Raw genomic sequence first — 17,233 nt, 5'->3', positions numbered from 1 at the left:
GAGGATTATACAATGAACAAGTCATCCATATATGGATTAACATTAGAGCAATTACGTTCCTGGCTGCCGGAGCATGGGCAGAAGAAATCCCGTGCATCCCGGATCTGGGAATGGTTATATCAAGAGCGTGTACACGATTTTCCTGCGATGTCTGATGTCCGTCAGGAATGTCTGGATGTACTCTCCGAGCATTTCACAATGAACTCTCTGAGCGAACATGTGAAGCAGGAATCAGCAGATGGTACCGTGAAATTTCTGCTTCGGATGCAGGATGGCAACCTGATTGAGACGGTATTGATGCGGCAAAAATACGGGCTTACCGTTTGTGTGACTACACAAGTGGGCTGTAATATTGGTTGTAGCTTCTGTGCGAGCGGTCTGATCAAGAAGAGCCGAGACCTGACCGCTGGAGAGATTGTGGAACAGATTATGCATGTGCAGCGACATCTGGATGCAGCGGGTCAAGACGAACGGGTAACCAACGTGGTTGTGATGGGTATTGGTGAACCATTTGATAACTTCCAGCACATGAGTGATTTCATCGAGGTCATTAAAGATCGCAAAGGACTGGCACTTGCCGCCAAACGGATTACTGTATCCACGAGTGGCCTTCCGGACAAAATCAAGGAATTTGCAGACAGCAGTCTGCAGGTTAATCTGGCGATCTCTCTGCATGCACCTAATAATGAACTGCGTACACACATCATGAAGATCAACCGGGCTTTCCCGATTGAGCAATTGATGGATGCGGTGGATTATTATTTGGCTACAACGAACAAACGTATCATGTTTGAGTACATCCTGCTGCGTGATGTTAACGATCAACGTGAGCATGCCGCGGAGTTGGCTGAACTGTTGTCCAGTCGCAGAAGTATGGTCAGTGTGAATCTGATCCCATACAACCCGGTGGATGAGCACAGTCAGTATCAACGGAGTACAGAAGAATCGATTCTGGGCTTCTATGATACACTCAAAAAGAACAACATCAACTCTACTGTACGTATGGAACACGGTACCGATATCGATGCCGCCTGCGGACAGTTGCGTAGTAAACAAATGAAGAACAACGCTGCCGAATCCGAGCCAGACCGTCTGGCAATGGGATAAGGCACAGCACGGAGCTGGCAAGTAAGTAGAATGCATGGTTATTATAATCAGTGCTCGTACTTTGTACGTGCCATTTACCGTTGTTGAGTCACTCATGAATGCGTTGCTTGAATGCAAAACGCCTCTGAATATCACTGAGAAGTGATAACGGAGGCGTTTTTTGGAATGTCATTTATTTCAGTTTTTTGGTCATCAGCAGATGGGGAATGCCGTCTTCCATAAATACTTCCGACGCGGGCGCATATCCAAGACGTTCGTAGAACCCGGAAGCTTGTACCTGTGCGTGCAGCTTGGCTTTCTCCAGACCATCAGCAACAGCCATCTGCTCCAGCTTGTCGATCAGCACACGGCCCAGACCGTGTTTACGGTAATTGAGCATGACACAGATCCGTTCCAATTTGGCGACCTGTTCCACAATGCGCAGTCTAGAGGAAGCAGCAGGTACTCCGTCTACATAGAGCAGAATGTGGCGCGCCTCCGCGTCTAATGTATCATAAGCATCGAATTCATCCGCTGCGGGTACACCTTGTTCTTCAACAAAAATAGCGGTGCGAATGGCGAAGCAGGCATCGAGCAATTCCTGATTATTAACTTCAACAATCGTTGTATTCATGAATGTTTCTCCTTTGGGTGATCGTAATGTTATCCTGACGTGATAAACTGGTACATAACAGGAATGTGGAACGAATCTCGTTCTTTTCAACAGTAGTTATACCATCAATTATGTTGCGATTGCAACAATTTTATAGGGGCGTGAGTGTGTTGACTGAGAAAAAAGAAGTGCTGCGTGAAATTGGTATGATTGCCCGCTGTCTGGATTCAATCAGTAACGTCGAGTTTCAGCATCTGAACCTGTCCCGTGGACAATATCTATATCTGTATCGAATCTGTGAGAATCCGGGCATTATTCCGAATCAGCTTGCTGAACTGATCAAAGTGGATCGCACGACGGCGGCCAGAGCTATTAGCAAACTCGAATCCGATGGATTCATTATTAAACAGCCAGCAATGGGTAATAAGAAGAATAAGGTGTTGTATCCCACCGAAGCTGGGCTTGAAGCATGGGAATTCATTCGTAAAGAGGGCGTGCATTCGGATCAGGTGACTCTGGATGGTCTGACGGAGGAAGAGATCGAGACCGCGGTCATGCTTCTCCGTCGAATGCGACATAATATCGAGGTGGACTGGAAATTTGTCAAAAAGGGTGGACGGCGACCCTACATGGATATTTCGGAATGAACAGAGGAACGATCCTTGACCCCTGCATCCCAGACTCTAGCCGAACCTATCCAAAGGAGAAGAGCCATTATGCCAGAGAAACATCAGTACAGGAGGGAGTCATGAGACGGGTAAACCGGAAAAGGCTAACGTGGTGGATCATATTGGCAGTCAGTATCACGGCAGCGTTAATTATTTTTGTGAAGGAGCGGTTTGTGATGAATGAATCATCCCCTACGGTATCCTTTGTTCAAGATCATATGACTAATCCCAATGGTACAATTGCGACCTATTTGCAAGATGCTACCTCAGAGAGAGCGGACATCGTAGCAGGCAGAGAGGCTTTATCTGAGTCACTTGGTCTTTGGATGCAATATGCTGTAGCCAAGAATGATCAGGCGTTATTCGAGGAAAGCTATGAACTGCTGACCACCTATTTCCTCACGCCGCAAAAATATATTGCCTGGAAGCTGAATGCCAAAGGTGAATCTCAAGTGACTACCAACGCGCTTGGCGATGATTTTCGAATTGTCGGTGCTTTATTAAAGGCAGCAGATCAATGGAAACAAGGAAGAGAAGCCAAGCTGGAAACGGCTTCGGAAATATCCCGTACACTTTCGCAATCGGTTCGGAATAAAGGATATTATGTGGATTTTCACGATTTTGCGAGTGGTCACTCCACAGATACATTAAGCCTGGTTTATGTTGATCTCCCGTCTCTTCAATTGATGGAAAAACATCAGATGGTGGAACCGGGAACCTATGCCAAGTACGAAGCTTTGCTGAAGAAGATGCCTGACGATGGATTGTTCTATCCGAAGACCTTCGATGTGGTCCATAAAAAATATACGTATGATGATACGGTGAATCTGATCGACCAGTTGATTGTGGCGAATCATCTAACCGTGACCGACCGCAAACCGGACAAGCTCATTTCCTTTTTGAAAAAGGAGTTCAACACCCGGCATCAGCTGCCCGGACAGTATAAGCGAGAATCACGCACACCTGCCGTCTCTTATGAATCTTCCTCGGTATATGGCCTCGCTATCTTACTCGCTGTTCGTTCAGGTGATCCAAAATGGGCCAAACAGTTGTATAACCATATGACTACGTTGCGTGGTAAGGACACTCGTTATCCAGGTGGATATGTATTTGACGGTAACACACATCTGTTTGATAATCTTTTTCCTTTATTGGGAGAAGTTAATTTACAGAAAAGTATTAAAAAGTAAGGATTTTGTCATTTAATGAACTCTGCAATGTGTTAGCATATCTTTGTCTAAACATGTCATAAATTGTTGTAATATAAAAGAAATGAGTTTGAACAAGAGTTCTAAAAATTCAACGGAGAGAAGGAACTATGAGGAATAAAGCGCCTACCCGCCGTATTGCATGGGGATATGCCTTTTTAATTGGACTAGCCCTCATGCAGCAACTGATGATTTATCTTAAAGTGTACATGGATCAGAGCTACACTACAGGGGATATGATTTTTAGTATCGTGTCGCTGGGTGCTTTGGTTTTTGGTCTTTTTCTGCCTGTTGGCGTATCCGTCGTGGCGGGGTTTGTATATCTGGTTTCTTATTTTGTGTGGCTTGTTACTTATGCTGATGCAAATGTGCTTGTATTCTCCTGGTGGTTGCTCATCCCTGCCAACGTTGCCGTGGCTGCGTTCATCAAGGCAAGTCTGCTGCGCAGTGCGCGTGTAGTGGAACGTCTTCAGGATATGCAGGATCGTAACCCGGAAATCGATCTGGATACCACGCTTGGTAATAAGGGAGCTCTGGCAGATACGTTAATCAAACACAGTAACCTTGCTCGTCGCTACTCCGAAAAGTATGGATTCAGCATTGCCATGTTCAAGATTGAATTCTTGCCACTGGTGATGGAATCCCTTGGTTCAGTCCGGTATGCACAATTCCTGCTTGAAATCTCGGGTACGATCCAGAAGCAGATTCGGTATGAGGATTATAAATTTTTCGTGGATCGTGGGCGTTTTGTCATCTTATGTCCAATGGTGAATGTGGAATACCTTCCACTTCTTACACAGCGGACAAAAAAGCCATCATGGATCTTCATATTATTGATAAAAAGGGAAATGAACTGCAGACGGTGATACGCTCTGGTGCTCTGGTATTCCAAAAGGAGCAATTCAGCAAGTACGAGGACATTGACGCGGTTATTGCTGCCCTTGAACGAAACACAGAGACCGATCTCATCGGAGAATATATATAACGGGAAGGAGAGAGGCGCTGTGGACTATATGTCCTGGTTCATCCCGATCTGTATCGCCGTCAGTTCTTTATTTGCGGTATTCACGATTTGGTTAACAATTGCAACCCTTCGCTTTCGGTCGAAAGTTATTCGCAAGTATGATCGGAGGAAAGTAAGTGGCTGATTTTATATTAATATTATCCATATTTAGTATCTGGATTGCCGTATTCGAGTCGATTGTTATTATGGCAGGTGCGATTCGTTTTATTAATAAACAGGACAAAAAAGGGATTCAGATCCCTGAAGATATGGATCATTATCCAACAGTCACGGTCATGGTACCTGCGCATAACGAGGGTCTGGTCATTGTTGCGACGGTAGAGCACATCCTGCGCCTGAATTATCCGGAGGATAAAGTTCAGGTCATTGTGATCGCGGATAACTGTACAGATGATACCGCAGAGAAGTTGAGATCATTCCTCAGTCAGACCAGCTATATGCATCGTAATGTGACGGTAATGGAGCGAAAAGGAACCGGTGGCAAGTCCGGGGCATTAAATGACGGACTGGAAATTGCCACGGGCGACTGGATCTGTATCTTCGATGCAGATGCCGCACCTGAACGGAATTCATTAATGTTTTTGACCCAAAAATCGCTTGAGAACCCTGAACAATATGGCGTGGTTTTTGGCAGAAACAAAGCACGCAACAGAGGACAGAATTTCCTCTCCAAATGCATTAATCTGGAGATCATCACTTCGCAACGTGTGTATCACACGGGTCTGTGGGAATTGTTTCAGCTGGGTTCCATCCCGGGAACGAATTACATTATCAAAACCGACTTGATCCGGGAGATTGGCGGCTGGGATGTGACAGCCATTACAGAAGATACGGCGCTATCATTCGAGATTTTGAATCGCGGACAGTTTGTGGCGCTTGCGCCGCAAGCGGAAGCTTATCAGCAGGAGCCGGAACAGCTTAGTGTATACATGAAGCAGCGCGAACGCTGGGCCAAGGGGAACTACCAGGTGGTACTGGATAATATTCATAACCTGTTTAACCGTTCCAGTTGGCGTAATAAGTTGCTTGTCATCTATTATGCCGTCAGTTATTTCTGGTTTATGCTTGCGATCATTGTATCGGATATTATATTTCTCGTGAATCTGGTTTATCGGGTCATTGCCATATTTAAACCAGAGGTAAGTTCACCGTTCCAGTTTGCCGGCGATGCGTATGTGTTCCTGGTCATTGGTTGGGCACTTATGTACTTTATTTACGTGTTACAGATCAATCTGGCACTTGCCGCAGATATTGGACAGAGCAATACTCGTAATTTCATCTATGCCTGCGTATCCTATTTCACGTATGCACAGCTGTTCATCCTGATCTCGATCAAGGCTTTCTACTCCTTGATCATGGACAAGATTCGGAAACGCGAAAGCAAATGGTACAAAACAGAACGTTTTGGCTAAGCGGCGTAAATGTTATAAGTGTAAGGCAGAAAGGCTGTTTGCTGGATAACTCCAGACAACAGCCTTTTTTTGTTATAGTCAGAGACATCCATATTCTGTATACTCTTACAGGCTGTAAATAGGAAGCATGCTTATCCGAAATGGAGGGTCACAGAATGAAGGGCAGAGGATCGGATTTTTACGATAATGAGGCGAATTTCGAAAAGTACATGGAACGTCGCAAGTGGCAGGAGAACGCCAATGATACATTGGAGAAGCCGGTGATGCTGGAGTTGATCGGAGACGTTGCTGGCAAGAATATTCTGGACCTTGGTTGTGGAGATGCAAGGTTCGCGGCAGAATTGCTCAGTATGGAGAGTGAAGGTACAACATATACGGGGATTGAAGGCTCCGTGAATATGATTCAGGCAGCCAACGAGTCGGTAAAAGGATTAAATGCGCGGATTGAGCAAGCGTTCATGGAAGACTGGACCTATCCGGACGGAGTGTACGATCTGGTTATATCGAGACTGGCTGTTCACTATATTGAAGATGTGGAGAGCCTGTTCCACAACATATACAATACGTTGAAAGAGAACGGGACATTTGTATTCTCGGTAGAACATCCTGTGATCACGTCTACACTGCAACCCTCCGGGACTCGAACGGATTGGGTGGTTGATCAGTATTTTGTGGAAGGATATCGGGAGCAGCAGTGGCTGGGCGGTTCTGTGAAAAAGATGCATCGTTCCATTGAATCATACTTTATGGCATTGCAGCGGGCAGGATTCCGTGTAGAACATTTGCGCGAGTCGGCACCACAACGTGCTTATTTTGTAAACGAGGAAACCTATCTACGAAGGCAGCGTATCCCATTGTTTCTGTTTTTAAGTGCCCGGAAGTAGATAGTGATAAAGTGTATAGATAAATAGAAGGACATAACTAAGTTATACTCATAAATTAGAAAGTTCTACACAGAAAACGGTGGATAACACTAGATATAGGAGTAAAAAGCCCGAAATCTATCCACATGTGGATAAGATATCGGGTTTTTTACTGTTAAGTTTCTTCACCTATGTTACGTTTGCTGTGTATAACCCCGCAATTATAAATCCGCCGCAGCTCTGACATAGACACGTTCACCATGTCGATCGACTTCCACAGGTGCCTCGAAGAAGTTGCTCAGCACTTCTGTGTTCATCAGATCGCCAGTTAATCCGCTACTGACAACTTCACCTCGGCGCAGCAAAAGGCTGTGACTAAAGACGGACAATATTTCCTCCGTGTGATGGGTGACATAGATGAGCGAAGGGGTATCCGGTCGCTGGGACAATTCACGGATACTCTCCAGCAGTCGCTCTCTTGAGAACAGATCCAGTCCATTGCAAGGCTCGTCCAGAATAAGTACGCGTGGGTTGGCCATAAGTGCTCGTGCAATGAGAAGTTTCTGTTTCTCCCCTTGAGAACAGGTACGATATTCGCGATCCCACAGGTGCCGACAGCCCAGCGTTTGCATCAATTCCTGTGCCTGTTCCAGATCATCATCTGACAGCTTGTCATACAAGCCAATGGTGGCGTGTTTACCGCTGATCACGACATACTGTGTGCGGTCTGTGCCATGCAATTTCTCTTGCAGAGATGAACTGACCCAGCCGATGGATTTGCGAAGCTGTCTCAGATCCACATCCCCATATTCATGGCCTAACACGGATATCTTGCCTTCGGTTGGCCAGAGGTACCCGGTGATCATGTTCAGGAGTGTTGTTTTGCCGGAGCCATTCAGGCCAAGCAATGCCCAGTGCTCACCGTCATTCACCTGCCAGCTCACATCGTTCAGCAGGGTAAGGGGTCCCCTTTTCCAAGTGACATGCTGTACATCAATAATCATGCGTTATTCCTTCCTTCTGTTATCCTCAATTCTCCTAGGTGTATTGTAGTCACAAAATCAGTGAGGTTTCAACGGTTATCACGCTGTTCTTGGTTGGTCCTTGCGCAGAAATACAGCACACACACCAAGCAGTGGCAAAAACGAACATAACTTGATAACAAACGCAATGCTGGTCACGTCAATTAAGGAACCTAACACAACCGAACCAAGTCCAGCCATGCCAAACGACAGACCAAAAAACAATCCGGATACCGTTCCAATATGACGAGGAAGTAATTCCTGTGCATAGACAATGATGACGCTGAAGCCGGACATCAGGATTAGTCCAATCATTCCGCATAATACCATGGACAAGACGGGTCCTGCATAAGGTAGCAGCAGGGAAAACGGTGCAGTGCCTGCAATGGAGAACCAGATCATCGGTTTGCGTCCGTAGCGGTCAGCGAGTGGGCCGCCAAGCAAGGTTCCGACCATACCTGCAAATTGCAAAATAAACAGACAGATCTGTGCCTGGGAGAGAGGCAAGCCATAGGCATCGGCGTAATAGAAGGCGTAATACCCGGTCATGCCAGCAATATATACGAATTTGGAGAATAACAGCAGGATGAGAATTCCCATTGTAAAAGCGATGAATCCCCTGCTCACAGGCTGTGTCACTGGCTCTGCGCCGCTTGATTTTAGAGGGCGTTGCTGACGAATGCGAGTCTCGGCAAGCTTGTCTCTGTACCAACGACTGACCATAGACTGAATGAAGATGCCGATCAGGGCAAAGCCCATCAGCCATAGAAAACTTCGCTGTCCATGTGGCAGCAGGATGAAGGCGACCAGTAATGGAGCAATAGCCTGTCCTGTGTTGCCTCCCACCTGGAAGATCGACTGCGCCATTCCGCGTCCACGATCGGCTGCCATATGGGCCACGCGTGAGGATTCGGGGTGGAGGATGGATGAGCCTATGCCAATCAATGCTGCCGAAACAAGCAGCATCCATAACTCGGAAGACAAGGCTAAGCCGAGAACACCGATCAGGGAGAATAACATGCCTCCGGGAAGCAGGATCGGCATGGGCTTGCGGTCTGACATATAACCGACCAGTGGCTGAAGGACGGATGCGGTAATATTCAGGGTGAAGGCAATCCAGCCCATCTGGGCGAAACTGAGCTGCATGGTCTGCTGGAACAGCGGGAAAGCAGACGGAACAACTGTCTGCATCGCATCATTCAGCAGATGGGCGAAGCTGACTCCGGCAAGTGCCCAATTGGCGGAGGAGTTGATTTGCATTTTGCTTAAAGTGGCCTGAGCCATGGGAGATCACCTCGAATTATTTTTTTCAATGATAAAAGATGGGGGCAGATCATGTCTTTGTGAAAAGTGCTTGGAAAGTGAGCACGATTTGCTATAATGTCAGCAGGTGAGCAAACGATGGAATTAAACATGACGCTAAATGGGTTGGAATTATGGAAAGCTACCGGAGGGTTTGCGAATGAGCCGCATGTACATGACGACTGGTATCAGCTAACGCTGCCGGTCAGAGGTCAATGTCATCTGGTACAGGAACGGCATGCATACCCGCTAAAAGCAGGGATAGGGATTATTGCTCATCCCCAGACTGAGCATTATTTTGAGATAGGGTCGGATTCGGCTGTCATTGTGATCAAGTTCCGTAAACCGCCATTAGGCAGTTTCGAAGGTGCGGAGTTAAGTGGGGGGCGAGCTGAGTTTCGACCTACCCAGACATTTGATCCTGCTGAGATCAGCAGTCTGTTTCGAGGCTGGAATTCTATTTTGTTAGATGATGTGCCCGAAATGCTGCAAGTGCAGGAAACAGAACTGGCGGTTGAGACGTATCTAAGACGCATGTTGACGGGGCAGGAAAATGGAAAAAAGACTGTAAATTCCGATACATTCATGGACCCGCATCTCCAACGAGTGCTGGATTACATTCACAGTGCCTACACAGGTCCAATGGATATTGATTCGATGGCGATGGTCGCGCATCAGAGCCGGTATCATTTTATGCGTTCTTTCAAGGCTCTTACGGGAACAACACCGTATCAATATTTGCTGAATTTGCGCGTAGAAGAAGCGTCCAGGAGGCTCCGCCATACAGCGGATTCAGTAACAACAATCAGTTATGAACTGGGATTTTCCAGCGTCAGTCAGTTTTACAGAGCCTTTCAGCGAGTGTATGTGATGACACCGATGGAATATCGGAATCATGTGTAGATTTCAATGGGCAGTCTCGCGCATGCGAGACTGTATTTAGTACGTTACAGCATGCCACTGATTTTTGTTGTTGCCAAACATCGAAGACTTTGCTAAGATGGAAAAAAGTTTATGTAAGCGTATACATTTAGATTAAAATTACAACGTTGTAATTATGATTATGGCAAGTATTGAGAAGAAATAAATACGGTGTGAGGAGGACTGTTTCAAGTAATTATCTCGTTATTATGCAGAATAATATAGGTTGTTACAAAATGTGAATGAGATGAATAACAAATACATCAGTGAAATGACAGTTCTTTTTATTCAAAAATTCAAACGTTGTAATTATGTAGCGAAGGGGAGTGTTTCACGTTGAAAAAACGCATGTCAACGCTGTTCAGCCTGATCAGACGGGATAAATATTTGCTACTGATGTTTTCGCCTATCTTTCTGTATTACCTCATCTTCATGTACCTTCCGATGCCTGGCGTGCTGTTGGCATTTCGTAATTTCTTGCCGGGGCAGGGCATGCTCAGCGGGGAATGGGTGGGACTGCGCTGGTTCGAACAGTTTGTGAATTCCATTTACTTCTGGCGACTGCTGCGTAACACATTTTTGCTCGCCTTCCTGCCACTCCTGTTTGGCTTCTCCATTCCGATTTTATTCGCTGTCTGCATCGTGGAGATCAAGAACCGGACATTCAAGCGATTTGCCCAGACGGTTACGTACCTTCCTCACTTCATCTCCACTGTTGTTGTAGCTGGCATGATTATTAACTTCCTGTCACCAACAGACGGTATTGTGAACACCCTCATCGCGAGTCTTGGCATGGAAAAAGTGAACTTCATGATGGATGCGAGCTGGTTCCGTACCATCTTCACAAGTTCCGACATCTGGCAAAGCTTTGGCTTCAGCTCCATCATCTACATTGCAGCCATTATGGGGATCGACCCCGAGATGTATGATTCCGGCAAAATCGACGGCGTCAACAAATTCCAGGAGCTATGGCACCTGACCCTTCCCAGTATCAAACCAACCATTGTCATTCTTCTGCTTCTGTCGCTTGGCGGCATTATGAGTGTAGGTTTCGAGAAAGTATATCTGCTCTACAACGGAGCCACCTACGAAACAGCTGATGTCTTGTCCACCTATGTATACCGGATGGGGATTGAGGGCCAGAATTACGGCTTCGCCACAGCGGTTGGCTTGTTCAACTCCGTTATCACCTTTGTCCTTGTTTTTGCTGCCAATTCCATGACCCGCCGCCTGACCAAGATGTCACTCTGGTAAGACTATAACCCGGACCAAAGGAGATCTGTATGCAAAAATCGAGAAGTGACCGTTTGTTCTACGGATGTGTCTACCTGCTGACCATACTGGCGGTTGTTGTCACGTTGTATCCCTTTCTGTACGTCATTAGTATTTCATTCAGCTCGGTGGATGCCATCGACAAACAAAAAGTTGTATTGTGGCCCGTTGGGTTTACCCTGTCAGGTTACCAAATGGTACTGCAATACAAGGAGTTGTGGGTTTCGTTCTACAACACCCTCTGGTACACGGTGGTAGGCACACTGTTGAACATTGTGGCAACATGTCTTGCCGCGTTCCCATTATCCAGACAGCAGTTTTTCTTACGCCGCAAGCTGAATTTCTTCATCGCCTTCACCATGTATTTCTCGGGTGGACTCATTCCGGTCTACATGCTGATTACCTCGCTTGGGCTGTACAACACCCGCTGGGTTATGGTGCTGCCTGTGCTGGTGATTACGTTTAACGTCATGATCTGCCGCTCAGCGTTCGAAGGTATTCCGAATGAAATATTCGAAAGTGCCAGTATAGACGGAGCCAACGAGATGACGATGCTGTATCGTCTGGCGGTTCCGATCATCAAGCCAACACTGGCTGTGCTCACGCTGTACTATGCGGTATTCCACTGGAACAACTTTTTCACGGCCCTATTATATCTGGGCAAACAGGATATGCAGCCTTTACAGATGTTCCTGCGAAGAGTGCTGATCATGGCTTCGCCGGAAGTGATGCAGAAGATGGGCGGTACGATGACATCCGGTGCGCTGGCGGTCTCCTCCCTTCAGGTTCGTTATGTATCCATTGTGGTCAGCATTCTGCCTATTGTTACGATCTACCCGTTTATCCAACGGTACTTCGTTAAGGGAATTACCCTCGGAGCCGTGAAAGGATAGCTTTACTTACTTAAGTGTCATGTCATTCAAGGGAGTTCAGAATGGTTCATACCAAGGAGGAATGATGGATGAGATTTAAAGGGGCAGGAAGAAAAAGTGTAATCGCAGCGATACTGGCAATCAGCCTGGCGGGATGTAGCGGTGGAACAGGGGCGGGAACCGATGCGGGGAGTACCCCGTCCAGTTCGGAGCCAGCCTTCAATTATACCGGAGCAGGGCCGGTGACGGATCAACCGGACGCCAAGTTGTCTATTCTCGGCACCAACGCTTGGACGACCAATGTGGACTTGTCCACCGCAGCCATCGTGAAGAAAATTGAGAGCAACGCTGGTGTGACGGTGGATTGGGATCTGATTCCGCCGCAGAACTATGCGGATGCCGTCAATCCGAGGCTGGCTGCTGGTACCGGCTTGCCCGATATCGTGTACCTGCCGGATCAGGATCAGCTGATGAAGTACATTAACAGCGGTCTATTCATTCCGATTAATGAACTGGTAGAGAAATACGGCGTGAATCTCAAAAAAATATATGAAAAGTCGCCTTCGGTCAAAGCCAGTTTAACAACGCCAGATGGTAAAATGTATTATATCCCGCAGCAGACGTTAACCCGCAACTACATGCCGGTATTTATGGTCAATGTGCGCTGGCTTGATAAGTTGGGATTAAGCGAGCCGACCACGCTGGATGAATTCACGGCGATGCTGCGCAAGTTCAAGACAGATGACCCGAACGGCAACGGAAAAGCCGATGAGATTCCACTGTCCATGGAAGCAAAATTTGTGTCCATGGCCTTTGGCCCGGCATTTGGACTTGATCTGTCCAATCAGTTTTATGCAGACGATCAGGGCAAGGTGCATTTCAGCTATTATGAGCCTGCCTACAAGGAGTACTTGACCTATCTGAACGGACTCTACAAGGAAGGTCTGCTTGGGGTGGATTATGCGAGTACCACGAGTGATCAGGTTACGTCGCGCATCTCTCAGGATGTGACGGGCGCAACGTTTAATTTTAGCTGGTATATGTCGATGGTCTACAGTCCGTTGTTCAAGGATTACAATCCGGAAGAACCAATCATCAAAGGCATTTTACCACTGAAAGGACCGCATGGGGATCAGTTCTATGTAGGACGTACACCAGTGAGTGGCATCTTTGGCATTACACGTGATAGTAAAAATCCGGAACTTGCTTTCCGCTTCCTGGACTATGCCGTAAGTGAGGAAGCACAGACGTATTATACGTGGGGCATCAAGGATGACACGTATACGGAAGAGAATGGCGTGAAGACATTCACGGACAAAGGCAAGGACAATGAATACATTCAGAAGCTGGGCATTGGTCCGGTGAATCTGCCGAACATCCAATCCACCGATTCTGCCGATTCCGTCGTAGCCCCTTGGCATTCGAAGATGGATAAGGAACTGGAGCCGTATGTGCGCGAACCGTTCCCGTTTGTCTATGCCCTGCCGGATGAAGCGAGCGTGGAGAGCATGGCGATGCCTGACATCACCACATATGTGGAAGAGATGAACTTCAAGTTTATTAGCGGGGACGCCAGTCTGGACCAGTTTGACAGTTATATTGAGACGTTGAAGAAGATGAATATAGAGCAGGTTATTGCGGGCAGACAGGCACAATACGATCGTTATAAGTCTGCACAGAAATAGGAAATTAGGGTTTTAGGCGTATGAGAGGTGTTGATTGATTTTGATAACCATTAAAGACATTGCCAAACTGGCGGGGGTGAGCTATAGCACGGTATCGAAGGCGCTGAATGATGATCCCGCGATCAAACCGGCAACAAAGCAGAAGGTGCTTGCGGTCGCGGAGAAACATCAATATCGGAAAAACATGCTGGCCCGGCAGCTCTCCACAGGCAGAAGCAACATCATCGGTTTTGTACTGGATGAGCTGAGCAATCCGTTATTCTCGAACATCTCCGGCCGTCTGCACACCGAGCTGAAGAAGCGAGGATATCAGATGATCCTGGTTGTGGCGGATGATGGCGTGGATGTCTTCAGCCAGCTGCGCGTGGACGGATGTATTCTGTGGGACTATGCACTGGACAATCGGGAGATGTTCTGGAAAAAGTTCGCAACACTCAACATGCCGTGTTTTGTGCTGGGTACAGATGAAGCGCCGAACTCTCCTTACATCAAGATTGACCGCAAAGAAGGGCTGTTCAAAGCAGTGGAGCATCTGAAATCGCTGGGCCACCGCCGAATCGGATTCATCGGCAACTCCCAGCACGTCAAGCTGGAGGGATACCGGGAAGCGTTACAGCGTACGGGTCTGGCTTTTAACGAAGACCATGTGCTACCAGCGTATTCTTCCTGGGAAGACGGGTATTTTGCCATACGTAATCATGCGTTTGGGGCGGATTCGCCGACAGCTTTTATTGGACTGAACAACCTGGTCACCCGAGGGGCACTCCGAGCTTTACTTGAGGCAGGTTACAGTGTTCCACGCGATATCTCGTTAATCGGGTATGATGATCTGCCGGATATGCAATATGCCGAAGTGGCTTTGACGACGATTGGCCCATCTCTGGATGAACTGGCCGTGCAGGCAGCAGAGCTGATTGTCTCGTTAATCCGTGATGAACAGGTCGATGTTCCGGTAGTCATTCAGCCCAAGCTGAACCTTCGCAATTCAACGGCAATATGCCGGCAGTAAGGACAGTAACCTTTGAAGAGTGAAGCGGTTATCCGTTAGTCATACATGTATTAGGTGAGTACAACATTCAAGGAGGAATTGCTTATGCAGGTACAGACACAGTTATCCTGGTCTGAGCGAATTGCAGCAACAATTATCCAGCAATGTGACGGGGACGGTTATCATGCGTTCCCTTCGGGACGATGGGCATACGTGGAAGGCATGACCTTGATGGCGATGGCACGAACCGGGCAGTATTATGGCAAGCAAGAGTATGTTGATTTTATGAAAAAACATATGGACCTGTATATCCAGCCCGACGGCTCTATTGGCACCTATACTTTGGAAGAATATAATCTGGATCAGATTAATCAGGGGAAAAACCTGTTTGCATTACTGGATGGTGCTGAAGATCAGCGTTACGCAGAAGCGGCGCATCTCTTGGCAGCACAACTCGCAGGGCAACCCCGAACATCAGAAGGCGGCTTCTGGCACAAAAAAATCTATCCATTCCAGATGTGGCTGGACGGCCTGTATATGTCCTCTCCCTTTCTGTCCGAGTATGCGAAGACATTTCATCGTCCCGAGTTATGGGATGAAGTTGCACATCAGATTCTGCTGATCGAACGCCAGACCCGTGATCCGCGGACCGGGTTGCTCTATCATGGCTGGGATGAATCGAAGGAGCAGGTCTGGGCAGATTCATCGACAGGGTGCTCACCACACTTCTGGAGCCGGGCGATGGGCTGGTATGCCATGGCGATTGTAGACAGCGTGGAGCATTTCCCCGTGAATCATCCAAAGCGCGGAACCATCATCGGCATCTTCGAACGGATGTGCCACGCTTTGGTGCGCGTGCAGGAGCAGGAGAGCGGGTTATGGTTCCAGGTACTGGATCAGGGCTTCCGCAAAGGCAACTATCTGGAAGCATCCGGATCAAGCATGTTTGTATATGCACTTGCTAAGGGTGTGCGGCTAAGGTATCTGGAGCCGCATTTCAGAGCTGCGGCGGAGAAGGGATGGCAGGGACTTTCCTCCAGATTGGTGGAGGAGACGGCTGACGGCATTCGGTTAAACGGGATCTGTCATGGCGCAGGATTAAGCATGGATCGGGATGGCTCGTACAACTACTATGTAAGTGAAGCGGTTGTAAGCGATTCCTTTATGGGGGTGGCTCCGCTTCTGCTGGCAGCGCTGGAAATGGAGCGATTGCCATGACGCAGCAGAGATTGCCAAATACAGCATTGGAATCATCGGCTCCCTGTCTGACGGTTGCTTCAGACGGGACAGGGGATTATGTGACGATTCAGGCTGCAGTTGATGCGCTGCCGGAGAATGGCATCGGAACCGTTCCAATTCGAGTGAAGGCTGGTGTCTATCATGAGAAGCTGCATATGGAGAAGCCGGGCATCCACCTGATTGGTGAGGGGGCGGAGCAGACGATCATTACGTATGATGATCATGCACTCAAGAAGTTCCCGGACGGGTCGCCATATCATACGTTTCATTCCTATACGGCTTTCATTGGTGCCGATGATTTCACGGCAGAGGGGATTTCCTTCGTAAATGCTGCCGGGCCGGGCAAGCAAGTTGGTCAGGCCCTGGCCGTTTATGTGGATGGAGACCGGGCGGTCTTTCGCCGCTGTCGTTTGATCGGTCACCAGGATACAATCTTCACCGGCCCGCTGCCGGAGCAGCCCATGGATCGCAGTTATTTTGGTGGGCCACGCGATGGTGCCAAGCGGCGCAAACTGCGGCAGTATTTCGAGGACTGTTACATCGAAGGTGATATCGATTTTATTTTTGGCTCGGCTACCGTGGTGTTTAAGGGCTGCGAGATCTTTACGAAGAATCGCCTGACTGAAGCGGAGGCAGCGGATGGACAAGTGAACGGTTGGATTACCGCAGCCTCTACGCCAGAGGATGTGCGTTACGGCTATGTGTTTCTGGACTGTGATCTGACCAGCAATGCTCCGCCGCAGTCGGTGTATCTGGGTAGACCGTGGCGTCATCATGCCAAAGTCTGTTTTCTGAACTGCTGGATCGGCGCTCATGTGAAGCGGGAGGGATGGCACAACTGGAACAAGACAGATGCAGAGCAGACCGTTCAGTATGCGGAATACAACAGCGCCGGGCCTGGTGCCGGATGTGCTGCTGATCGTGTGCCTTGGGCCAAAATACTGACCGAACAGGAAGCGGCCGAGTACACTGTACCTCTGATTCTGTCCGGCGTAGATGGATGGCAGCCTTTGGAAGGGAGAGGGGAGCTGCGGCGGTAAGATATGCCCTCTTCTCTG

15 protein-coding genes and 1 pseudogene are annotated in these 17,233 nt (G+C 48.0%); 13 read left to right on the top strand and 3 right to left on the bottom strand.

Annotated features, from left to right (window positions below; translation table 11 throughout):
* Positions 1 to 12 precede the first annotated feature (12 nt).
* On the top strand, positions 13 to 1,107 hold the full coding sequence (gene rlmN / locus MHB43_RS31480; protein WP_221820042.1) for a 23S rRNA (adenine(2503)-C(2))-methyltransferase RlmN: 1,095 nt from the start codon (positions 13 to 15) through the stop codon (positions 1,105 to 1,107).
* Positions 1,108 to 1,279: 172 nt separating this feature from the next.
* Here the strand turns inward: rlmN and MHB43_RS31475 are convergent, their stop codons facing one another.
* Positions 1,280 to 1,720: a GNAT family N-acetyltransferase gene (locus MHB43_RS31475; protein ID WP_339180584.1), complete on the bottom strand. Its 441-nt coding sequence runs from the start codon at positions 1,718 to 1,720 to the stop codon at positions 1,280 to 1,282.
* 185 nt (positions 1,721 to 1,905) lie between these two features.
* Here MHB43_RS31475 and MHB43_RS31470 point away from each other — a divergent pair, with 185 nt between their 5' ends.
* The 5 genes and pseudogenes from MHB43_RS31470 (at position 1,906) to MHB43_RS31450 (ending at position 6,895) form a co-directional block, all read left to right on the top strand.
* A complete protein-coding gene (locus MHB43_RS31470; RefSeq protein ID WP_237178046.1) occupies positions 1,906 to 2,346 on the top strand; it encodes a MarR family winged helix-turn-helix transcriptional regulator in 441 nt (146 codons plus the stop codon).
* Between the two features lie 101 nt (positions 2,347 to 2,447).
* Positions 2,448 to 3,557, top strand: coding sequence for a glycosyl hydrolase family 8 (locus MHB43_RS31465; protein WP_339180582.1), 1,110 nt, complete (start codon positions 2,448 to 2,450; stop codon positions 3,555 to 3,557).
* Positions 3,558 to 3,685: 128 nt separating this feature from the next.
* Positions 3,686 to 4,560, top strand: a pseudogene (locus MHB43_RS31460) (diguanylate cyclase domain-containing protein).
* A 155-nt stretch (positions 4,561 to 4,715) separates the two neighbouring features.
* Entirely contained in the window at positions 4,716 to 6,011 is a 1,296-nt protein-coding gene (locus MHB43_RS31455) for a glycosyltransferase (RefSeq protein WP_405131050.1), read from the top strand.
* Positions 6,012 to 6,166: 155 nt separating this feature from the next.
* Positions 6,167 to 6,895 (top strand): class I SAM-dependent DNA methyltransferase, encoded by a 729-nt coding sequence (locus MHB43_RS31450; RefSeq protein ID WP_405131049.1) that lies wholly within the window; start codon positions 6,167 to 6,169, stop codon positions 6,893 to 6,895.
* Positions 6,896 to 7,095: 200 nt separating this feature from the next.
* On the opposite strand, the gene MHB43_RS31445 is transcribed toward MHB43_RS31450, so the two are convergent.
* Complete coding sequence (locus MHB43_RS31445) at positions 7,096 to 7,878, bottom strand: ABC transporter ATP-binding protein (RefSeq protein WP_405131048.1); 783 nt, start codon at positions 7,876 to 7,878, stop codon at positions 7,096 to 7,098.
* Between the two features lie 78 nt (positions 7,879 to 7,956).
* On the bottom strand, positions 7,957 to 9,180 hold the full coding sequence (locus MHB43_RS31440; protein WP_405131047.1) for an MFS transporter: 1,224 nt from the start codon (positions 9,178 to 9,180) through the stop codon (positions 7,957 to 7,959).
* Between the two features lie 117 nt (positions 9,181 to 9,297).
* On the opposite strand from MHB43_RS31440, the gene MHB43_RS31435 reads away from it, so the two are divergent.
* From MHB43_RS31435 to MHB43_RS31405, 7 genes are all read left to right on the top strand, one after another.
* The gene (locus MHB43_RS31435; protein WP_405131046.1) at positions 9,298 to 10,101 is read left to right on the top strand and encodes a helix-turn-helix domain-containing protein; all 804 of its coding nucleotides are present in this window, start codon (positions 9,298 to 9,300) and stop codon (positions 10,099 to 10,101) included.
* Positions 10,102 to 10,455: 354 nt separating this feature from the next.
* The gene (locus tag MHB43_RS31430) at positions 10,456 to 11,373 is read left to right on the top strand and encodes a sugar ABC transporter permease (RefSeq protein WP_240768206.1); all 918 of its coding nucleotides are present in this window, start codon (positions 10,456 to 10,458) and stop codon (positions 11,371 to 11,373) included.
* Positions 11,374 to 11,402: 29 nt separating this feature from the next.
* Positions 11,403 to 12,284 carry a carbohydrate ABC transporter permease gene (locus MHB43_RS31425; protein ID WP_036612222.1) on the top strand — a complete coding sequence of 294 codons (882 nt, stop codon included), beginning with the start codon at positions 11,403 to 11,405 and terminating at the stop codon, positions 12,282 to 12,284.
* A gap of 68 nt (positions 12,285 to 12,352) precedes the next feature.
* Positions 12,353 to 13,948, top strand: a complete 1,596-nt coding sequence (locus MHB43_RS31420; protein WP_405131045.1) for an extracellular solute-binding protein — start codon at positions 12,353 to 12,355, stop codon at positions 13,946 to 13,948.
* Between the two features lie 40 nt (positions 13,949 to 13,988).
* Complete coding sequence (locus MHB43_RS31415; RefSeq protein ID WP_339180564.1) at positions 13,989 to 14,957, top strand: LacI family DNA-binding transcriptional regulator; 969 nt, start codon at positions 13,989 to 13,991, stop codon at positions 14,955 to 14,957.
* 84 nt (positions 14,958 to 15,041) lie between these two features.
* A complete protein-coding gene (locus tag MHB43_RS31410) occupies positions 15,042 to 16,154 on the top strand; it encodes a glycoside hydrolase family 105 protein (protein WP_405131044.1) in 1,113 nt (370 codons plus the stop codon).
* Positions 16,151 to 17,215 carry a pectinesterase family protein gene (locus tag MHB43_RS31405; RefSeq protein ID WP_405131043.1) on the top strand — a complete coding sequence of 355 codons (1,065 nt, stop codon included), beginning with the start codon at positions 16,151 to 16,153 and terminating at the stop codon, positions 17,213 to 17,215. Before MHB43_RS31410 ends, MHB43_RS31405 begins: the two co-directional genes overlap by 4 nt.
* Positions 17,216 to 17,233 lie beyond the last annotated feature (18 nt).

Origin of the sequence: Paenibacillus sp. FSL H8-0317 (assembly GCF_045040685.1) — a bacterium.
Taxonomy (GTDB): domain Bacteria; phylum Bacillota; class Bacilli; order Paenibacillales; family Paenibacillaceae; genus Paenibacillus.
Note: the sequence above shows the minus strand (reverse complement) of the source record. Positions and strands in the feature narration are given on the sequence as shown.

Coding starts and splice junctions, on each gene's coding strand:
- MHB43_RS31405 (WP_405131043.1), top strand. CDS start 16,151: ATGACGCAGCAGAGATTGCCAAATACAGCATTGGAATCATCGGCTCCC.
- MHB43_RS31465 (WP_339180582.1), top strand. CDS start 2,448: ATGAGACGGGTAAACCGGAAAAGGCTAACGTGGTGGATCATATTGGCA.
- MHB43_RS31435 (WP_405131046.1), top strand. CDS start 9,298: ATGGAATTAAACATGACGCTAAATGGGTTGGAATTATGGAAAGCTACC.
- MHB43_RS31440 (WP_405131047.1), bottom strand. CDS start 9,180: ATGGCTCAGGCCACTTTAAGCAAAATGCAAATCAACTCCTCCGCCAAT.
- MHB43_RS31425 (WP_036612222.1), top strand. CDS start 11,403: ATGCAAAAATCGAGAAGTGACCGTTTGTTCTACGGATGTGTCTACCTG.
- MHB43_RS31445 (WP_405131048.1), bottom strand. CDS start 7,878: ATGATTATTGATGTACAGCATGTCACTTGGAAAAGGGGACCCCTTACC.
- MHB43_RS31420 (WP_405131045.1), top strand. CDS start 12,353: ATGAGATTTAAAGGGGCAGGAAGAAAAAGTGTAATCGCAGCGATACTG.
- MHB43_RS31470 (WP_237178046.1), top strand. CDS start 1,906: ATGATTGCCCGCTGTCTGGATTCAATCAGTAACGTCGAGTTTCAGCAT.
- MHB43_RS31475 (WP_339180584.1), bottom strand. CDS start 1,720: ATGAATACAACGATTGTTGAAGTTAATAATCAGGAATTGCTCGATGCC.
- rlmN (WP_221820042.1), top strand. CDS start 13: ATGAACAAGTCATCCATATATGGATTAACATTAGAGCAATTACGTTCC.
- MHB43_RS31450 (WP_405131049.1), top strand. CDS start 6,167: ATGAAGGGCAGAGGATCGGATTTTTACGATAATGAGGCGAATTTCGAA.
- MHB43_RS31410 (WP_405131044.1), top strand. CDS start 15,042: ATGCAGGTACAGACACAGTTATCCTGGTCTGAGCGAATTGCAGCAACA.